The organism is Aquimarina sp. Aq78 (assembly GCF_900299525.1).
Lineage (GTDB): Bacteria > Bacteroidota > Bacteroidia > Flavobacteriales > Flavobacteriaceae > Aquimarina.
In genome coordinates this window covers 50,814-70,965 of the sequence record NZ_OMKA01000032.1, presented here as the reverse complement: position 1 = coordinate 70,965, position 20,152 = coordinate 50,814, and the positions used below count along the sequence as shown (strand labels likewise).

Sequence of the window (20,152 nt, the reverse complement as noted above, 5' to 3'; positions counted from 1 at the left end):
CAGCCTTTTCTATATCGTAATTGTTCTTTATATAAATCCTCTTTTTCGTGCTTCTTCTAATAACATTTGATCATCTGCTTTGGCAATAGAAAACATCTCTTTGATCTGGTTCTTTCTTTTCTCGATTGCACTTAATGATAAACTTACATAATTAGGTAAGTTCTTGGTCTTAACACCACGAGATAAATGATATAAGATCTTTAGGTTTTTCTCATCCAAAGAAAATTTGTTGGTCATCATTTTTCTAAAGTGATCATTTACCGTAGCACTATAATACGCTTTACCTTTTAAGATGTTATTAAAGGCTAATAACAATTCGCTAGAAGTAAGATCACTTTTGATTAAGAATCCAGCCGGATTAATATTCTTAAGTATATTATGTATTCTATGATCTTCTCTATGCATGGTTAAGATAATCACCTTTGATTTAGGCAACAGCTCTTTTGCGTGCTTTGCTAAATCCTCGCCAGAGGTAATCGACCCATCAGAAGAAGGTGGTAATTTAATATCTACAAAAAGCATATCATAAGGAACCGTCTCTGAAGATTTTACAATACTGGCGTATGCATCATCACAATTAGACGCGATGTCAATCTTAATTTGATATTCTTTTTGATTTTCTCCTAATAAGGTATTTTTATACCCTTCGATAATCATAGGATGATCATCAATCATAAGAACTTTTAGCTTTTTCTTCATCTTAAAATTTATTGTTTTAGGTTTTAAAATTAGCCCCTTACTATTTAAACTTGATTCTACTCAAAATAGTATGAGCATAGATTATTTAGTACACTTCTTCGACTTTGACTTCTATGGGTACATGTACCGATACTGTTGTCCCCATGTCTTCGTTACTAAGAAACTGTACTTCTCCATTCATCTGACTGACTCTTGATGTAATGTTTTTTAAACCAATTCCTTTTTTAACCTTATTTGTTTTGAATCCTATTCCATCATCTAAAATAGTAAGATTTATGGTACTATCCACATATTCGAAATTAATTTTTATATGATCTGCATGAGCATGTTTAAAGATATTCTGCATAGACTCCTGTAAAATCCTAAAAAAGTTTACCTTTTTCTGGTCGTCTATGCCCTCCCAATCGATATCCTCATCGTTATTAAACTCAAACTTTATTTTATGCACTTCGCACAGATCCTTGATCAGGTTTTCTACCGCATCGATATAGGCCACATCAGACGGTAAGGTCTCTGCGCCCAGATCATGAGAGATCAATCGTATTTCTTTTTCTATAGATTTAAGCTCATCTATATATTTATTCCTGGTTTCTGTAAACCCATCGTTGGCACGCTGGTTGATCCCATCAAGACTTAGTCGTACTCCAAACAATCGACCCAGTACCCCATCGTGCAACTCCTCAGACATACGTTGCTGCTCCATCTGCCTACCTTCTTCTAGTTTGATCTGTTGATTAAGCAGTAAACGATAGATCTCCTCATTAGATTCTTGCTGGGTTTGGGCAAACAATAGTTCTTTATTACTCTGTTGCTGTCTAAATATGATATACCCCAACAAAAATAGTGCCGTTAAGCCCAATATTGCAATGATCAGGATTTGATTTTCCCTACTGATTTGTTGGTTTTCTTCTACAATTTCATCGGTTTCAAATTTAATACGAGCGAACTTATCCCTAAACAAACGCTCTTCTTTAATCAAGCTATCGTTTAATGTTATATATGTATTTGCATAACTTAAGCCTTCTTTACTATCTGATACTTCTGATAGAATCTTATACGCTTGTAACAATTCTTCATTTTTTTGCAATTCTTGGGATACATCTCGTGATTGTTCTGCATACATCTTAGCAACACTATCTTGATCAATCGATTGATAATATTCTGCCAGATGTAAGGTATTAGTCGCAATACCATTTTTATCATCAATACTGTCTCGTATCCTTAAAGCCTTGTAAAACAAATCAGGGATATTGGCAGTATCCTTAGATAAAAAATTAACATAGGCCAAATTATCTAACAATAAAGAGCGACGCTTTGGATTTTTATCTAAAAACTCTGTATAGGATAATGCCTTAAGATATGATTCTTTTGCTTTATCATATTTTTGTTGTGATTTATATACGGTACCAATATTATTAAAAGATGTTAAAGTTCTTGATACCTCTCTATTAGTCCCTTTTGTATACTCTATTGCTTTCAAGTGGTATTCAATGGCTTGGTCATATCGTTCTAAATATTTTGCAAGTATCCCTAAATTCGTATAACACAAAGGTAGGTATCTTTTACTTTCAACTAATTCGAACTTTTCAATAGCCTTAATCGTTGTCGCTTCACTCTCACTATAATCCTTAGTTTTCTGTTGTATTAATGCAATATCAATCAACACTTTACCATGATCAAAAGCTATTTCTTTTTTATTAATATTTCCTCCTAAGGAAGCATATATTTTTTCTGCTTCATGAAAATTTTTAAAAGCAATATCCAATTTATTATTTCTATAATGAATTCCTAAATATGCATATGATCTGGCCATATTTAATGAATCATTAATTTTACCGGATAATTTTAGAGCCTTTTCATTCATATCTCTATAATTATCGTAATCTTTTAACGCATAGTATTGAAATGATATTTCATGTATTTTTTCAACTTTAAAAGTATCATCAGTAAGTGTAGAATAAATCCCATATGCTTTTTCCAAACTATTTTTTCTTTCTTCTTCAGAATTTTGTTTGTTCTTTGCTTCATCAATATAAGACTGAATTAAATTAGATTTTAATTCTTCACTTTCTATGTTTTGATCAGGATTATTACAACTAGCAACAGTCAATAGAAAAAAAGCAATCATAAATTTGAATAAAACTCTAAACATCTCAAAATAAATTTATTTCTAAAATAATCAATTTGGATTCAACAAAAAAGTAAAATAGAAAAAGAGTCCTTAATAAATTAGAACTCTTTTTTAAACTCTCAAAATACGTCAAGTATTTATTATTTAGGTATCTCCTTGTTGGTTTCCAGGTTGTACTCCATCTCCAGTATCATCTTCTCCAATGGTATTAACATCTTCAATTCCTATCTCTTCATTTGCAGTATCTGCTTCACAAGCCATAAACATCGTAGTTAAAAATAATATAGCGAATAGTGTTTTTATAGTTTTCATAGTGTTAGTTTTAGTTATATTAGTTTATAGTTTTGATAAAATTAGATAATTATTCTATCAAACCATTTTATCCTTTAACTTCAGTTCCTGGTTCAACTCCATCTCCAGTATCATCTTCTCCAACTGTTTCAACATCTTCAATTCCAACTTCATCATTTACGGCATTTGCTTCACAAGCGATAAACATAGTACTTAAGAATAGTATAGCGAATATTGTTTTTATAGTTTTCATAATGTTAGTTTTTTTAGTTTGAATTTACTTTTCAAAAGACATATAGTCTTTAACGGGGTATGTTTATTTTTATTTAATTATTGCTTGTCGTTGCGCAGACGACTTTTATTTTTTAGAGTACTCTTTTTATATACATTTTTTATGATGTGTATCTCTAATTGTACACTACAAATGTACCCTGATATCTCCCTCGCGCCTAATATATTAAGGTGTGTTTAGTAGGTAACCCTCTATGAGATGTACATGAACCGATTATACGGGTAAATGAACCTTTTTCTAAAATCATCCATTTTTGTAGGAAATGCAGTACTAACGGTTTTATAATAGGATTACTGGCTTTATCCCATAAAAAAACCGATAAATCCTACAATTTATCGGTTGCTATGTATTCGAGTCCAATCTATTTTATATATAGATCAAACTTTTCTTTGCTAAGGAGTCTTTGATTTCTTCTACATTGTTTTTATAGGACTTTGAGAAGGGAATCAAATCATCTGTATTTTTGATGGCACATTTTGCTTTTCCAAAATGTATCCTGGATACATAATCGGTATTAATAATATAACTATTATGTATACGTACAAAATGATCTGGTAACAGGTTCTGAAAATGTTTTAAGGTCTTAAACGCCTCTACCTTAGTACCGTTACTCATTATAAAATCTGTGGTGTTATTATCTGCTTTTAGGTATAATATTTCATCTACATCTACAAATCGATAATCTCCATAAGACTTAAAACATAGGGTATTATCCCCGCTTTGGCCAAAGTCTTTTTCGAACCTCATTAGGGTTCTGTTTATCTGCCCTTTACTAAAAGGTTTCAGGATATAATCCATGATTCTATTACGTATGCCTTCTATCGCATAATCTGATGTTTTGGTGATCACAATAAACTCTGGTAACCGAGACATATACTTAGAAAGCTCTGTCATCAAAGAATATTTTGTCGTTACCGTATCTATTCCTGGCACTTCTGGCTCTAAAAAAACAAGTCTGGGTCTTCTCTCTAAAATTAAATCCAATGCATCCTGCTCGTCTTTTGCTATTCCTGTGCAGATATAATCTGGCTGCTCTTCTAAAGAGATCTGGATAGAATCTGCAATTTTCTGATCATTATCAATGATTACATAAGGATATTTCATAGGGTATGAGTTAAAAAATTTGTGTCGGTTAATATATGCTGAATTATTCTACTTACAAGATAGGGTATTTACACTTTTATTGTATACGGTAAAACCGTAATAAAATTACGGAAGCCCTTTGATGTCAAGGGGTTACATAATGTTCTTTATCGATACATAAACGCTTTTTATCGGATAAAATTGTAAATAAACTACATGAAGGAATTTAACAATACACATATGGGTTTGTTAAAAAAAGCCAAAAACTACGTTTAGCAGCCAAAAAATTGCGATAAAATACTTGTGGATTATCATTTTTTGAGGATAAATCACTTAAATCTGTCTATTTTTAACTTCTATTTATGAATTTAACATAAGGTTTTGGGATATAAAAAGGCATTCAAAAGTTTTTATTTTCTATTATTGTGATGTCAAACTGAGCCTGTCGAAGTTTTTATACTATTCATAATCAATCAGTCTTCGGCAAGCTCTGTAGAACTATCGAGAATAGTTTTTTTAATTCAAAACTCTATTCTCGATACACTTCTTCCTTTGGTCGAAGCACTCGAATTGACGAATTTCGAATTAAAAAATCTCAAATACACAACGGGCTATATTAAACTTACAAACCATATCAATCCTATGCAAAACATAGTCGTACTTACAGGAGCAGGAATTAGCGCAGAGAGCGGGATCAATACTTTTAGAGATGCCAATGGGCTTTGGGAAGGACATGATGTTATGGAAGTGGCTTCTCCGCAAGGGTGGAGAAATAATCCAGAATTAGTTCTTGATTTTTATAATAAAAGACGTAGCCAACTTCATACAGTAACACCCAACAAAGCGCATCTTGATCTGGTAGCTTTGGAAGACAAATTTAATGTATCTATCATCACTCAGAACGTAGATGACTTACATGAGAGAGCAGGAAGCAGTAATGTTATACACCTGCATGGCGAATTATTAAAAGTGCGAAGTCAGTTTGATGAACAATTGGTACTCGACTGGAAACACGACCTGATTCTCGGGGATCATTGTGAGCATAATTCTCAATTAAGACCTCATATTGTATGGTTTGGTGAAGCTGTGCCTATGATGGATCTGGCTATAGAGATTACAGAGCGGGCAGATATCCTTATGATTATTGGCACATCTATGCAGGTGTATCCGGCTGCTGGGTTACTACAATATGCCAGGCACCAAACTCCCGTTTATTTTATCGACCCCAATCCGGCAATTTCTCCAACAGAACATCTTTCTATATTATCAGAGAAAGCTACTACAGGAGTTGCAAAAGTGGTAGAAGAGTTGTTAGGGTGATTTGGGGAAATGTCATTGTCATTATCGTTCTTCAACTATGCTTACCCCGAGTCTGTCGAAGAGTTCAGGGCAAATTAAAGATCATAATCCATATTTTGTGTATTCTTAAGTGGATTCCAGTCTACACTGGAATGACAAGAATAATGAAATATAGTGTGTATCCTGAGTTTGATGACACATAAATAACAAAACACAGTACTAAATACTATCCACTACAGTCGAATCTGATACTTTTACCGGCAACGAATCCGTTACTTTTTCCTGTGGTTCCTCTTTACCTTTGGTTATTGTCTTACGGGTTTCTTTGGCCCAATTGATTAGTTTTTCTGCATCATTAGCGGGTAGTTTACCATGCATCCAGGTATAGGATTCTAAAGGCATTTCTTTCTTCTCTATCATTTCTATAAACTCTTCTAGCTTATGATCCTTTTGTTTATCGGTATAGAACTCCCACTCAGAGACATTAAAATGTTCTTTTCCTTCTTTTATATGATAGGCCATCCAATGTGAAACTGGACTAACCTCCATATACCAGGGATATTGTGTGACACTACTATGACAATCATAACATTGATTCTGCAAAATTGATTTAACCTCTGCAGAAACCGTTGTAGCTGCTTCGAACGTAGCAATACTATCATAGCTTGCTTCGTTTTTAGTTGGTCTTAAAAACTGTGATATCAAAAAAACCAACACGAATAGAAAAAGAATTCTTTTTATCATTTTGTTCTTCTTTAAAAAGACACTTACCAAAAACAAATGTTCTATATGGTTTGAACCCCAATAAGATGATAATTGTCTGTTATAGAAGACATAACGGTTTTAACAAGTAATTATTATTAATTCGGGTTTGCCGAAGATTAATCACCCTTATCATCCCAGGCTAGATTAGGTTTCAATTTTAGAATGCTGATCACATTTGGGATCCATATTTTTATTTATTGAACTCATTTAAACTTTTTCGATTTGCTAAAAAATTGTTGTTTTCAGCCCTGTTTTTATCTTTTTTTCTTTCCTTAGCCCTGCTATGCAAATCAATCCCGAATGCTCGGGACAACAGAACTAAAAACATTTAATTTTCACTTAAAACCAAAAAGTTTAAATGAGTTCGCTTATTTTTGAAATTGAAAAGAAATGGGTAATCGCTTTTATATCCGGTTCTCAAAAAAATCATCAAAATATCTAATATCCTTTTACCTTGAAGACTTTAGTTCATGATAAAAATTTACCCGATATAGAGATGAGTTGATCTAATATTCTGTTGAAGAACGGAATCCAATTATTAATAGCACTATACCAAAATGGATTCCAGCCTACGCTGGAATGACAAAAGATACATTATCTATGATATTGCTCGAAGACGTATTAAATACTGTAGATCATTCTCGTGAAAAGAGGAAGCATTTTGCTAATTTAATCCTTGAGAATCCGGCATTGCTTCCTGATTTGCTAAACATTTGCGCTCAGGTAGATGATGAAATCTCGTGTAGAGCTTCCTGGGGTCTCGAATTTTTATGTAAGCACGATCTTACAGCTATTCTCCCTTATCTTGATCAGTTGATTAGTATTGTACCAAATGTATACCAGCACCCCGCTGTAAGACCAATGGCAAAAATATTTGAATATCTAAGTATTGCCTATTACCAAAAAAAGAATCCTAAAGTAAGAGCATCCTTAACTACTATACATCGTGAAAAAATAACAGAACTATGTTTCGATTGGATCATCACAGATCAAAAAGTGGCTCCAAAAGCATATTCTATGACATCGCTATATCTGTTGGGTACAGAATTCGATTGGGTACATCCCGAACTTAAAATAACACTAGAGAATAATTACAATACAGGTAGCGCAGCTTATAAAGCACGTTCTCGAATGGTCTTAAAAAAAATTAGTTAGTAGTTGTTAGTTGTTAGCTGGTTATTAGTTGTTGGCTCTTCGACAAGCTCAGGGTGACGGAAACCTCTAACTTTTAAAATTCATAGCCTGTACTTCGTAATTCGCAATTAATTAAATTATCTTTGCAGCTTCAAAAAAAAGAAAATTATGTCATTATTTCCTTTGCAAGCAATCTCACCTATAGATGGGCGTTACGCATCAAAGACCAAATCTCTTAGTGCATTTTTTAGTGAAGAAGCCTTAATCAAATATCGTGTACTCGTAGAAATTGAATATTTTATCGCCTTATGCGAGCTACCGCTACCACAATTACAAGGTATCGAAACCTCTTTATTTGATAAATTAAGAGAGATTTACACTGCTTTTTCTAGTGAGGATGCCTCGGCAATAAAAGACATTGAAAAAGTAACTAATCATGATGTAAAAGCTGTAGAGTATTTTATCAAAGAGAAATTTGATGCTCTTGGGTTACAACAATATAAAGAGTTTATCCATTTTGGATTAACCTCTCAAGACATTAATAATACTGCGGTACCATTAAGTATCAAAGAAGCTATTAGTAGTGTTTATATCCCAGAGTACAATACACTATTAGCAAAACTAAAATCTTTGGTAGAAGAATGGTCTGCTATACCTATGCTTGCCCGTACTCATGGCCAACCTGCCTCTCCTACCCGATTAGGAAAAGAGTTTCAGGTATATGTCACCAGAATCGAAGCACAGTTTGATTTATTAAAGGATATACCAAGTGCTGCAAAATTTGGTGGTGCTACAGGAAATTACAACGCACATAAGGTAGCTTACCCAGATATCGACTGGAAAGCTTTTGGGACTCATTTTGTACAAGAAAAATTGGGACTTCATCATTCTTTCCCTACCACTCAGATTGAGCATTATGATCATATGGCTGCATTATTTGATGGTTTAAAACGTATTAATACCATTATACTGGATCTGGATCGTGATGTATGGACCTATGTATCTATGGATTATTTTAAGCAAAAAATAAAAAAAGGAGAAGTTGGTTCTTCGGCTATGCCGCATAAAGTAAATCCTATTGATTTTGAAAATAGTGAAGGTAACCTGGGGATAGCAAATGCTATATTCGAGCACCTTGCTGCAAAACTACCTGTAAGTCGATTACAACGTGATCTTACCGATAGTACAGTACTTAGAAATGTCGGAGTACCATTTGGGCATACGCTGATAGCTTTTCAGGCTACCCTGAAAGGACTAAACAAGCTTTTACTGAATGAAAATAAATTTGCCGAAGATCTTGAAAATAACTGGGCAGTTGTTGCAGAAGCTATACAGACTATACTAAGACGAGAAGGATATCCAAATCCTTATGAAGCACTAAAAGGCCTTACTCGTACTAACGAAAAGATAAATCAAAATTCTATTGCAGATTTTATCGAAACTCTTGATATTTCTGAATCTATAAAATCAGAGTTAAAACAAATTACTCCTTCTAATTATACAGGGATATAAGTAATAGATTTTAATCACAAAAAAAGAGGCTGTTTTTCAACAGCCTCTTTTTTTATATTGTTACTACTGATTAATCATCAATATCAATAGTCTGTGCTATTTCTTTAAAAGCATCAAGGTTGATTTTACCTTTTTCTACAGATTTCATAAGCATAGCCATTTTTTCGGGTCTCATATTATCTCCCAATACACGTACTAATGCTAGTCCTTTTTTATTATTTTTAGCAAAAACGATAACCTCATCGATATCATCTTCTTCTCCTTGATATTTAAGTACCGCTTTGGTTCCGTCTGATCCAAATCGCATTAAGGTTTCATAGGTATCAGTATCTAATATCTTTTTTATCGCTGCACTCTCTTCTTCGTATTTACCCTGATTACTTTTAGTAAGTTTCAAAGCCAAAAAGTTAACCTTTTTTATACTTTCTAATGCTTCTCTCTCGTCACTATTAAGTTCTATAGTTTCTTTATCCAAAAGACTAGTCGGCACATCTACGGCAATAAAATCAGCATCTCCCTGGTGGTCTACAAAATACTTTTGCAGTGAAGGTTCGCTACTGCAGCTCATCATTAGAGATATACTTACAATGCCTAAAATTTTATACACATTTCTCATTTCTATTATTTTTTTCACCTGCCTAAGCTGGTGGGTTGGTTGATTATTTTTGATTGATGTTTTTAGATCAAATTTCTTCTAACCTCACAGTTAGAAGAAATCTGGATCTTTTTTTATACCTAATATCTAATTAGTTTCCTTTCTTTTTTACGTGCTTTAACTCTTCTCCACCAGGTACATTAAGGTGATCTGCAATTTTAGAGACTTGTTTTAAATCAATATCTCCTGTTATCGTAAGCACTACAGTATTGGGTCCATTTCCATCATTTTGTACTCCATCAAGAAACATAAACAGTTCACTTACATGATCATCATCTTTTCCTGGCTTAGAGTAAAACTTTACATTTTTCCCGTCACTTTTTACTCTCATTAACTCTTCTAGAGAAGAACTCTTAAGGTAACTACTTACATCTGCTCTCATCTTCTGTCCTACTTCTTTGTTTTCTGTAGCAAAGACCTTGATGTTTTTTATGTTTTCTACAAGATTCATGTACTCTTGTACTTCGGCATCATTACTTTCTAATTCAATTTTACTTAGTAGTTTAAACATTTTACTGGTTACTACTACAGAAGATACTCCTTTCATATCTTCATATTTATCAAAATTACTTTGTGCATTAGACACATATGGTAATATTGCAAAGGCTAAAATAATTGCTAACTTGTTCATAATATTTAAAATTTAATTTCCTTACTATATCCTGTTTTATCAACAGGGTTTTTCAGGTAGTCGTTTGTATTTATTTTGTTAATTTTTCGGTAGTGCTTTCAAATTCATTCAGGTACACTAATTCCTGTTTGCCCTCATTCATTAATTGCGAAACCATATTGAGGATTTTTTTGGTTTCCTGTAAAGCTATTTCTGGATCTTCATATGTTCCAAGAGTTTCGTCTGGGTTTGGTGGCATATTTGTTAAAAATATCCCTGCAATCAAAGCTATTGATGCTGCAATACCCATCCAGGCGTATCTGGATTTTCTACTACTGGTATTTAATTTTAGATCCTTGGTAGCTGTTATGGTACTCTCTTCAGAAAAATATTGAAATAGATCTTTGTATTTCTCCAAATGCGACGGCACAGTTTCTCTGGTAAAGTAAACCTTTAATTCTTTTTCTTCAGAAACGGTGGTTTCGCCTTCGAAATACTTCTCTAGTAATTTTTCTATGTTAGACAACTCCATAATTGTGTTTTTTTAATAATTCTACTCTAATTTTTTTTCTTCCTCTTGATAATGCGACCCTAACTGCTGTTTCATTAAGTCCTAGCATATCTGCTATTTCTGCATTATTATATTGTTCTATATCTCTAAGTTGGATAATCATTCGTTGTTGTTCTGGCAGACTATCCATAATCTTACCTACCCAATCTAAGCTATCTCTAGCTTCTAATTCTCGTTGTAATGAAGGTCTCTCGTCCTTATAATTACTATGTACAATTTTTAGGTTTCCTGTTTCTTTAGCCTTAAGCTTATCATAACAATAATTCTTAGTCATTGTCATCGCAAAAGCTTCTACATTTTTATACTCAGCCATTTTACTCTTATTCTTCCATAGCTTCAGTAATACTTCTTGTGTAGCATCTTCTGCTTCTTCATTACTTACAAGCAAACGTTTAGCTAACCTAAAAAGCTTATCTTTAAATCCGTTTGTAAGCGTTATAAATGCTCCTTCTTTCATTTTGGTTGGTGGTTTTCATAAAACTTTGTCAGCTTTATATAAGGGAGACGACTATCTAAGTAATTTGTTACAATCTTTTTTAAAATTATAATAAAGTAGTTACATTTATCGCTTTATACTAAGAAGTAAGGTCAATATGAAATAAGTATACCTATCATTTTTATTCTTCTCGGAATGATTATTGATGAATTTCATTAGACAAATAAAAACAATAAATATAAAATAGATGAAGTACATAAAGTATTTTGCACTATTGCTTTTCGTTGGTAACCTGCTTACGGCATGTTTTGATGATAACGATGATGTACCCCGTGTTTCTGGCGCACCAGAAATAAAAGATTTTATCTGGAAAGGATTAAATCTCTATTACTTATATAAAGCAGATGTCCCTGATTTGGCAAATAATCGTTTTCCTTCTAATCAGGAATACGTACAGTTTTTAGAAGGGTTTTCTACTCCTGAAGCACTTTTTGAGGAATTAAAATCTAAACAAACAGTATTAGTAAACGGAGAACAGGTAAAAGTTGATCAATTTAGCTGGGTTGTAGATGACTATATTGCATTAGAACAAGCTTTTGATGGTATTACAAAGAATAATGGTATGGAGTATGGTCTTGTGCGTTATCCAAACGACCAGTCTCTTGTGTTTGGGTATGTGCGGTATGTACTACCGGGGACTGATGCAGCTGCCAAAGGAGTAAAAAGAGGAGATATCTTTAATACGGTTAATGGTACCCAAATAAATGATCAAAATTTTAGAGGATTATTAGGCACTGATAGTTACAGCATAGGTCTGGCAACTTTTGATGGTACTAATGTTACCTCTACAGGAACTTCTATTTCACTTACCAAAGTTCAATATACCGAGGATCCTGTTTTTATATCAAAAACTATTGATGTAGGTGGTAGTCCTGTCGGATACCTTATGTATAATTCTTTTACAGGAGATTTCGATACTCAACTTAACGCTGCCTTTGGAAAATTTGTGTCTGATAATATAAGTGACTTAATATTAGATCTGAGATATAATGGCGGTGGATCTGTTACAACTGCAATTGATTTATCGAGTATGATTACAGGACAATTTAATGGCCAGGTTTTTTCAACAGAAGAATGGAACTCTGATCGACAAGCACAGTTTGGAAGCACCAATCTTTTTGATAATCAAATCAGAACAGGCGAAGCCATTAATAGCCTCAATTTAAGTAGAATTTATATTTTAACTACCAGAAGCTCTGCTTCGGCTAGTGAGCTGGTAATTAATGGGCTTGACCCACATATAAATGTGATTCAGGTAGGAACCACTACAAGAGGGAAATTTCAGGCATCAATAACATTATATGATTCTGATAATTTTGGACGACAAGGTGCTAATACTGGACATACATATGCTATGCAACCTTTAGTTCTTAAATCCAGCAACTCTGTTGGTTTTACAGATTATCACGGTGGTTTTTCTCCAGAAGTAGAAATCGAAGAAGATTATTCTAATCTTGGAGTTTTAGGTGATGAAAATGAACCTCTTTTTAAAGCTGCAATAGATAATATTTTAGGTACAAAAAGTGCTAAAAATTATAATATAATACAATTAGAAAGTGTTGGAAATAGTAAAATGTTTTCTCCTGTTTATGAACGTATGTATCGGGATAACAATCTTCCCACTGCAGAATAATATAATCTCTAAAAAAATAAAAACTCCTGAACGAATAGTTCAGGAGTTTTTGATTAAACCCGGGTTATGTATTAGAATTCAAGATTAATTCCAACTCTGGCATTTCTACCTTTGGTACTAAATCCTAAAATCTCCTGATAATCTTCATTGGTAATATTATGCATCGCTGCATAAACATTTAGATTTTTTAGTAATCGGTGACTAATATAAAAATCTAATATACCATAACCATCAAGAGAAACTTGTGTTGGGGCAAAAGTAACCGGGTCTGTATTAGCAAAATCATTATCTGTGCGCTTAGTATTATATTGATAGTTTAACGAAGTATATGTCTTTTCCCCTAATTGATAACCAATACTAGCATTAATCATATGTTCAGGAATTCTGATATTATCGTCTAATTTGTCAATATTAGTATAAGTATAATTCCCTTTTATAGATAGTTTGTCTTCTAAAACTGTTGTCGACACCTCTACTTCTACTCCATCTACCTTAATATCGTCGGGTGAATTAAAATTCACAAAAGTAGTAGGATCAAAAGTGATAAAGTTTTCTGATTTGCGATTAAAATAAACTACACTCACCGTAGCTTTCTTCTTATGAGATAATTCAACTCCTCCTTCTATAGTTGTGCTCTCTTCTGGTTTAAGATCTGGATTTCCTGTAAAGAAGGCCGTATCATATAGCTGAAATAATGATGGAGTGATATATGCGGTACTATATGATGCTAATCCTTTAATATAATTATCTCCAAATGTGTGGGTGTATGATGGATTTATAGTATAAACAACATGATTATCATAGGTACTATGGATATTATATCTCGCTCCTGCATTTAGATTAAAACCAAAATCCGAAGCATATACTACATTAATATAAGGATCAATAATATCAAACTCTGCATCAGTATCACTAATTGTTTCTTCTAGATTTGTAGTACCAAAAGGAATATTTACAAGGCTAAATTTACTATACGAACCATTAGCTCCAATAACCGTATGCAATGTATTGTTAAAGGTATATTTATTATATGCATCAAAAGTATGTACATTACCTTCATATTTTGAAGGAAAGCTAGATTTGGTAAGATCTCTTTCTAAGGATGCATAACTGTTTGTAAATGTAAAACTACCCTTAGGATACTTAATCTCCCAAAAAGATCCTGCCCTTAATTGTTGACTCTCAAACCGATTGTCTCCATCTATTCCTGCAGCAGCATCGAAATCATTTTTATATTGATCTAAATTTCCAAAAAAATGAAATCTAAAATTATCATTCCATCGATATCCTAACTTGGTATATACATTAAATTTAGAAAACGCATCACTTTCTGCTCCTTCGGCCTCTGCTGCCGATAATCCATCACTAAACTGATTTCCTACGCTTGCCAAATAGCTTACTTTTCCCAAGGTTCCGTTAATCGAAGCCAGGTTTACAAATTCATTAATATCATAATCCTGATCTTCCTGAGATTGATTAGTTCCTATACTGGATTGAAAACTAGCAGATATCTTTTTCTTACTCTCAGATTTTGTAATAATATTGATTACTGCAGCCGCAGCTCCCGAGCCATACAAAGTACTCGATGCACCTTTAAGAATTTCAATTTCCTGTATTTGATTAACCGATAGTAATCGTAAATCAAAATCTCCAGAAGAAGTAGAAGGATCACTAACTGTTACCCCATCAATTCTAATAACTACTTGACGATTACGTCCTCCTCGTACATAAACTCCAAGGTCTTGCCCGGCGGCACTACCGTTACCATTAATAAACAAGCCTGTTGCTCTTGCAAGTACTGTAGCTACAGATTGTCCCTGGCTACGTTCTAGTTCTTTAGCAGTAATTTTAGTAATTACCTTACCGCTTTGTTCTCGTTTCAAACTAAACTTAGAGTCAGAAATAACTACCTCATCTAGCTCATTAACTACCTCATCTATTTGGATCTCCTGTCCAAATACAAAAGATGATCCCAACATTAAAAATGCTGTTCCAAAAAATACTTTTTTGTTCATTACTTAAACACTTAATTTTTACAATTACCGGAAAAAAGCATGTAGTTTACCCATACCCAAACCATTGTCCCGAAAGTTTGATTATATCGAATAAAGGCAGGTCTCCTGGCTCGCGTCTTGTTGTTTACCTTCCCGATCGTCATAACGAGCAGTGGTTATAAAGTATTAACAACAAGCATCCTTTTTAATGATGGACACAGCATACAGTTGCGGGAACAGCTCAGGAATATTGATTTACGATGTTAAACTTCAGAAATACGATTAAAAATTAAAAAAATCGAGATTTATATGCTAACTTCATTCTTCATTGTACCTGATTCCCTTTTAATCCTCAACTCCCTTGAAAGGAGTATCAGAACCAAAATTCTGCGCGAATGTATTATATTTTATGGAATTTCGGATTACTTTAACAAATAAATAATGTATTCGATTACCTTTGCTGTCTCTAAAACCAATTCAATGTTGTATTACATCACAGGAGGAGAACGTTCTGGTAAAAGCAGCTATGCACAGCGTCTGGCATTACAGTTATCCAACACTCCTTATTATCTAGCTACTTCACGCATTTGGGATGATGATCATCGTGAACGTATAGATAGGCATATTGCAGATCGCGACGATCGTTGGATCTCTGTTGAAGAAGAAAAAGAAATCTCTAAAGTTGTTAAAAAAGATAGTGTCGTTGTGATCGATTGCGTTACTTTGTGGCTTACCAACTACTATATGGACACAAAAAATGACATCCAACTCTCACTGTCGCAAGCAAAAACAGAATTTGATAAACTATTAAACATAAATGCGACTATAATTATCATTTCTAATGAAATCGGAATGGGGGTTCACGCTACTACCAAAATTGGCAGGAAATTTACCGAACTCCAAGGCTGGATGAACCAACATATAGCCAGTCATGCCGATAAAGCAATATTAATGATTTCTGGTATTCCTGTTGAAATCAAAAACTCTAAATAACCAAAATATACATGGACTTTGATATAAAACCTATCTTTAATAATACCCTTGAAGCAGCTCTTCAAAACAAAATTAATACTAAAACAAAACCTGTTGGAGCATTAGGCGTACTTGAAACAGTAGCTTTACAAATAGGTATGATCCAAAACACGGACCAACCCAGTTTAGATCAGTCTACTATTCTCGTTTTTGCCGGTGATCACGGTATTGCAAAAAAAAGAGAAGTCAACCTTTATCCCCAAGAAGTGACCGCACAAATGGTTTATAATTTTGTAAATGAAGGAGCCGCTATTAATGTCTTTTGCAAGCAACATCATATTGATCTTAAAATAATAGATGCCGGAGTTAATCATGATTTTGAAAATATCCCTGGTATCATTCATGAAAAAATTGATTTTGGCACTCAAAATTATCAAGAAAAACCCGCTATGACTGCAAAGCAATGTACCATAGCTATACAAAAAGGTGCTGACCTGGTCACAGAAACGTTTAATAATGGCTGTAATACTATAGGTTTTGGCGAAATGGGAATCGGAAACACCTCTGCTGCTTCATTATTGATGTCATATTTCACAAAGGTTCCTTTGGCAGAATGTGTGGGTTCTGGAACTGGTCTGGATACTTCAGCTATTAAAATCAAGCAACAAATTTTATCTGAAGTATACCAAAAACATATACCTTCTTCTCCGCTTGAAGCACTAACTATATTTGGAGGGTTCGAAATTGCTATGATTACCGGAGCAATTTTAAAAGCAGCAGAACTCAAAATGACTATTATCATAGATGGGTTTATTGTTACTTCTGCATTATTAGCTGCACATGCTATGTATCAAAATGTATTAGATTATTGCATATTTGCTCATACATCAGAAGAACAAGGACACCAAAAGATGTATGAGTTTTTAGATAAAAAACCATTGATTAACCTTGGTATGCGATTAGGAGAAGGAACAGGAGTTGCTATAGCTTATCCTATTCTAGAATCTGCAGTTGCTTTTCTTAATACCATGGCTAGTTTTGAAAGTGCAGGAGTTTCTGGTAGTGAATAGTTTAACGCAATGAAAAAAGGAATCCTATCCATATTTATCGCTATTGTCGGGATGTATTTCGTATACTGGTATACTATTGATTTATCTCGGCAATACTCTATTTTGATTGAATCATCAAAAAACACCTCAGAGTTCAATTCTTATATATTCACTGTTGCCAAGACTTTTAGAATAACCTCTGTTTGTATTGGATTATTAAGCCTTTATTTTGGGGTTATTTCATTTTTAAAGAAAAACAAAGTTGGAGGCATTGGGATAATTCTGGCTCTTATACTTATCATTAGTGCTTTAATTCCATTGTGGCAATATCTTGTAGAGGATTCTGCTATGGACATTAATTTTAAATAAATCATGAAAAAAGAAATTCACATCTTTTTTACCGCATTGATGTTTTTCACTCGTATTCCTTGTCCGAAATGGGTAAATCACGATTCTGAAAATTTACGTCTTAGTTCTAAATATTTTCCTCTCGTAGGAATCATCGTCGGAAGTATTGGTGCTATTGTTTTTTACGGGGCCTCTTTTATTTTTTCGGTAGAAGTCTCAATACTACTATCTATGTTTTCTACTATTTATGCCACAGGTGCATTTCATGAAGATGGATTCGCCGATGTGTGTGATGGATTTGGTGGGGGATGGACCAAAGACAAGATACTTTTGATCATGAAAGATTCTCGTTTAGGTACCTATGGTACTATTGGACTGGTATTAATTCTAAGCATAAAATTCGCAGCATTAAGAGAAACTGAAACGTATTTCGTCCCTCTAATACTAATTTCTGGACATGCCTTAAGTCGTTTTATAGCTACCTCCTTAATTTTTACACATCCTTATGTAAGAGACACAGAAAACAGTAAGGCCAAACCAGCAGCAAAAAGCATGAGTGTACGTTCATTATTGATTAGTGGCATATTTGGCATTGCTCCCCTATTTTTCTTCAAAAATCCCATGATATTCCTTACCTTGATCCCTATGTACCTGTCAAAAATGTTCTTAGCAGCCAAATTTAAAAAATGGATTGGCGGACAAACAGGAGATTGTGCAGGTGCTGTCCAACAGCTTAGTGAAATTGTATTTTATCTTACTAGCATAGCATTATGGAAATATACCTGGTAAGACATACCACTCCAAATATCGAAAAAGGAATTTGCTATGGGCAAAGTGATATCGGAATTACAGATACATTTACTACAGAAGTAGAAAAGATACATCAATGTATTCCTGTTCATGAAATTACTACGATATATAGCAGCCCATTACAACGATGTAAACTATTAGCCAAAACATTCAAAAAAGAAATTATCTATGATAATCGACTTAAAGAATTAAATTTTGGAGATTGGGAATTACAGCCTTGGGACGCTATACATAGTTCAGAAATAGATCCCTGGATGAATGATTTTGTAAATATACAAGTCCCAAATGGGGAGTCATATATCACACTACAAGAACGAATTTTGGATTTTTACACCTCTCTGGATCATGTTTCTGAAGAAAAAATTGCCGTAATAACCCATGCCGGTCCTATGAGAGCGTTACTTGCTAGCCTGCAACAAATAGATCTTAAAGATTCTTTTTCTATCAAAATAGCGTACGGAGATGTAATTGCTATCTAGACCCATTGGTAGGTATATTAATAAATACGCTCTACATTTTTATGCAGGGATATTTATTGTTTTATACAATAAATTAATTATTAAAACTATATGTTGTTTTTACCGCATTATGATCTGATAGATCTTCACCATCTTTCACAAATTGAAGTACCTGCATTTCAGGTATAAAAACTGGTTGCTTATGACTTTTGCTAATTAAAATATAATCTAGTGTATTATTATAATTTGGATATTCTTTTCTAACCAAAGTATTGGTATTAGAATAGGTCCCTGCTTCTGTCGAAGGGTTAAAAGAATATGATATTCTAGAATTCAAAATACTTTTCATATCCTTATACGAAAATGTATCTGTATATTCCACATTCATATCTCCTGCATAAATTAAAGGTTCTGATATTGGTATTTTTAAACTATTTACCCAATCCCTAATTTCTTTTAATTGCTTTAATCGAACAGAAGTTCCATTATAACTTCCTTGATCTGCTTGTAAATGTGTACCTACAATATGGTATTTTTTTCCATTTTTAGTAATCTCAACATATACTGCGCCTTTATTAGAATAATAATCCGCTGTTCCGTATGCAGAGTTGTTAAACACGTACTGCCTTTTAATATCAATTGGATATTTACTAAAAATCCTTACCCCTCCATTAACAACAAAGAGACTATTAGAACAATCTCCATTAACAGAGTTCCAATAAGAACCTGCACTACAATATTGGCCAACAAGTACTGTGTTATAAGGATATACCTCCTCCAATTTATTAAATAGATATGTCTCGGCTTGTCTGTTAAATCCTTCCTGAAAAACAATAACATCTAATAAAGGTGCCATTTCTGTTAAAACCTGTAGCTGCTTTGTCGACCTCTCTTCTTCCTTATAGTGTTTTATTCGTGCAATACCAGGTAAATGAAATATATTGTAGCTTACTATCGTCAAGCTTTCTATATTCCTATTTTTACTTTCTTGAAATTTTTGATTTTCGTAATCTTCTATATTGCTTTCCTCATAAGAGCATGAAAAAAACGTTAACACTATTAAAAAGGTAAAATGTAAGTTTAAGCTTTTCATATCTATTTATGCATTTGCATTAAATATCCAAAGAACGTTTTTTAGCAGTTTTCCGGTTTTAGCTTAAAGAGAACAAATAGTTAAATGACGGTTTATAAATTGTTTTGCTTATCAAATAATCATTATTTTTTTGATTAAATGATTCATAAAACATTTTTTTACTATTTATTAAGTTGATACTAAAGTGTATATAAATTATCTATAGCATAATGAAATGCTACCTTAGACCCAAACTTATTCTGATTTACTATTTTTAC

21 protein-coding genes and 1 riboswitch are annotated in these 20,152 nt (G+C 33.2%); of the genes, 9 read left to right on the top strand and 12 right to left on the bottom strand.

Annotation, left to right across the window (positions count from 1 at the left end; all coding sequences use genetic code 11):
* Nucleotides 1–27 precede the first annotated feature (27 nt).
* From DG435_RS24975 to DG435_RS24965, 5 genes are all read right to left on the bottom strand, one after another.
* Nucleotides 28–699, bottom strand: coding sequence for a response regulator (locus tag DG435_RS24975; protein WP_024772398.1), 672 nt, complete (start codon nucleotides 697–699; stop codon nucleotides 28–30).
* Nucleotides 700–784: 85 nt separating this feature from the next.
* Nucleotides 785–2,851: a sensor histidine kinase gene (locus DG435_RS24970; RefSeq protein WP_106792782.1), complete on the bottom strand. Its 2,067-nt coding sequence runs from the start codon at nucleotides 2,849–2,851 to the stop codon at nucleotides 785–787.
* 123 nt (nucleotides 2,852–2,974) lie between these two features.
* The gene (locus DG435_RS25790) at nucleotides 2,975–3,142 is read right to left on the bottom strand and encodes a hypothetical protein (RefSeq protein ID WP_159025590.1); all 168 of its coding nucleotides are present in this window, start codon (nucleotides 3,140–3,142) and stop codon (nucleotides 2,975–2,977) included.
* A 67-nt stretch (nucleotides 3,143–3,209) separates the two neighbouring features.
* A complete protein-coding gene (locus DG435_RS25785) occupies nucleotides 3,210–3,374 on the bottom strand; it encodes a hypothetical protein (protein ID WP_159025591.1) in 165 nt (54 codons plus the stop codon).
* A gap of 405 nt (nucleotides 3,375–3,779) precedes the next feature.
* Nucleotides 3,780–4,517 (bottom strand): LytTR family DNA-binding domain-containing protein, encoded by a 738-nt coding sequence (locus tag DG435_RS24965; RefSeq protein ID WP_025664287.1) that lies wholly within the window; start codon nucleotides 4,515–4,517, stop codon nucleotides 3,780–3,782.
* Between the two features lie 621 nt (nucleotides 4,518–5,138).
* On the opposite strand from DG435_RS24965, the gene DG435_RS24960 reads away from it, so the two are divergent.
* Nucleotides 5,139–5,816 carry an NAD-dependent deacylase gene (locus tag DG435_RS24960; RefSeq protein WP_106792783.1) on the top strand — a complete coding sequence of 226 codons (678 nt, stop codon included), beginning with the start codon at nucleotides 5,139–5,141 and terminating at the stop codon, nucleotides 5,814–5,816.
* A gap of 198 nt (nucleotides 5,817–6,014) precedes the next feature.
* Here the strand turns inward: DG435_RS24960 and DG435_RS24955 are convergent, their stop codons facing one another.
* On the bottom strand, nucleotides 6,015–6,539 hold the full coding sequence (locus tag DG435_RS24955; RefSeq protein WP_106792784.1) for a heme-binding domain-containing protein: 525 nt from the start codon (nucleotides 6,537–6,539) through the stop codon (nucleotides 6,015–6,017).
* Between the two features lie 600 nt (nucleotides 6,540–7,139).
* On the opposite strand from DG435_RS24955, the gene DG435_RS24950 reads away from it, so the two are divergent.
* Both DG435_RS24950 and purB read left to right on the top strand, forming a co-directional pair.
* Nucleotides 7,140–7,715: an adenylosuccinate lyase gene (locus tag DG435_RS24950; protein WP_106792785.1), complete on the top strand. Its 576-nt coding sequence runs from the start codon at nucleotides 7,140–7,142 to the stop codon at nucleotides 7,713–7,715.
* A gap of 147 nt (nucleotides 7,716–7,862) precedes the next feature.
* Complete coding sequence (purB, locus tag DG435_RS24945; RefSeq protein WP_106792786.1) at nucleotides 7,863–9,206, top strand: adenylosuccinate lyase; 1,344 nt, start codon at nucleotides 7,863–7,865, stop codon at nucleotides 9,204–9,206.
* Between the two features lie 70 nt (nucleotides 9,207–9,276).
* Here purB and DG435_RS24940 read toward each other — a convergent pair whose 3' ends face one another.
* The 4 genes from DG435_RS24940 to DG435_RS24925 all read right to left on the bottom strand — a co-directional run bounded on the left by DG435_RS24940 (nucleotide 9,277) and on the right by DG435_RS24925 (nucleotide 11,499).
* Entirely contained in the window at nucleotides 9,277–9,822 is a 546-nt protein-coding gene (locus DG435_RS24940) for a DUF4252 domain-containing protein (protein WP_106792787.1), read from the bottom strand.
* A 130-nt stretch (nucleotides 9,823–9,952) separates the two neighbouring features.
* Entirely contained in the window at nucleotides 9,953–10,492 is a 540-nt protein-coding gene (locus DG435_RS24935; RefSeq protein WP_024772390.1) for a DUF4252 domain-containing protein, read from the bottom strand.
* A 70-nt stretch (nucleotides 10,493–10,562) separates the two neighbouring features.
* Nucleotides 10,563–11,003 carry a hypothetical protein gene (locus tag DG435_RS24930; RefSeq protein WP_106792788.1) on the bottom strand — a complete coding sequence of 147 codons (441 nt, stop codon included), beginning with the start codon at nucleotides 11,001–11,003 and terminating at the stop codon, nucleotides 10,563–10,565.
* Nucleotides 10,990–11,499 (bottom strand): RNA polymerase sigma factor, encoded by a 510-nt coding sequence (locus tag DG435_RS24925; protein WP_024772388.1) that lies wholly within the window; start codon nucleotides 11,497–11,499, stop codon nucleotides 10,990–10,992. The genes DG435_RS24930 and DG435_RS24925 overlap by 14 nt, the downstream gene beginning before the upstream one ends.
* A 226-nt stretch (nucleotides 11,500–11,725) precedes the next feature.
* Between DG435_RS24925 and DG435_RS24920 the strand changes: the two genes are divergently transcribed.
* Entirely contained in the window at nucleotides 11,726–13,171 is a 1,446-nt protein-coding gene (locus tag DG435_RS24920; RefSeq protein WP_106792789.1) for a S41 family peptidase, read from the top strand.
* A 71-nt stretch (nucleotides 13,172–13,242) separates the two neighbouring features.
* Here the strand turns inward: DG435_RS24920 and DG435_RS24915 are convergent, their stop codons facing one another.
* On the bottom strand, nucleotides 13,243–15,186 hold the full coding sequence (locus DG435_RS24915) for a TonB-dependent siderophore receptor (protein WP_106792790.1): 1,944 nt from the start codon (nucleotides 15,184–15,186) through the stop codon (nucleotides 13,243–13,245).
* 77 nt (nucleotides 15,187–15,263) lie between these two features.
* Nucleotides 15,264–15,564, bottom strand: a riboswitch (cobalamin riboswitch).
* 81 nt (nucleotides 15,565–15,645) lie between these two features.
* Between DG435_RS24915 and DG435_RS24910 the strand changes: the two genes are divergently transcribed.
* The 5 genes from DG435_RS24910 to cobC are packed head-to-tail and all read left to right on the top strand — an operon-like array spanning nucleotide 15,646 to nucleotide 18,823.
* Nucleotides 15,646–16,158 carry a bifunctional adenosylcobinamide kinase/adenosylcobinamide-phosphate guanylyltransferase gene (locus DG435_RS24910; protein WP_106792840.1) on the top strand — a complete coding sequence of 171 codons (513 nt, stop codon included), beginning with the start codon at nucleotides 15,646–15,648 and terminating at the stop codon, nucleotides 16,156–16,158.
* A gap of 11 nt (nucleotides 16,159–16,169) precedes the next feature.
* Nucleotides 16,170–17,207, top strand: a complete 1,038-nt coding sequence (cobT, locus tag DG435_RS24905) for a nicotinate-nucleotide--dimethylbenzimidazole phosphoribosyltransferase (RefSeq protein ID WP_106792791.1) — start codon at nucleotides 16,170–16,172, stop codon at nucleotides 17,205–17,207.
* Between the two features lie 9 nt (nucleotides 17,208–17,216).
* On the top strand, nucleotides 17,217–17,555 hold the full coding sequence (locus tag DG435_RS24900) for a hypothetical protein (RefSeq protein ID WP_106792792.1): 339 nt from the start codon (nucleotides 17,217–17,219) through the stop codon (nucleotides 17,553–17,555).
* Nucleotides 17,556–17,558: 3 nt separating this feature from the next.
* Nucleotides 17,559–18,323, top strand: coding sequence for an adenosylcobinamide-GDP ribazoletransferase (locus tag DG435_RS24895; RefSeq protein ID WP_199852692.1), 765 nt, complete (start codon nucleotides 17,559–17,561; stop codon nucleotides 18,321–18,323).
* Nucleotides 18,305–18,823, top strand: a complete 519-nt coding sequence (cobC, locus tag DG435_RS24890; RefSeq protein ID WP_106792794.1) for an alpha-ribazole phosphatase — start codon at nucleotides 18,305–18,307, stop codon at nucleotides 18,821–18,823. The genes DG435_RS24895 and cobC overlap by 19 nt, the downstream gene beginning before the upstream one ends.
* Nucleotides 18,824–18,896: 73 nt before the next feature.
* On the opposite strand, the gene DG435_RS24885 is transcribed toward cobC, so the two are convergent.
* Entirely contained in the window at nucleotides 18,897–19,895 is a 999-nt protein-coding gene (locus DG435_RS24885; RefSeq protein ID WP_106792795.1) for a sphingomyelin phosphodiesterase, read from the bottom strand.
* Nucleotides 19,896–20,152: the final 257 nt, after the last annotated feature.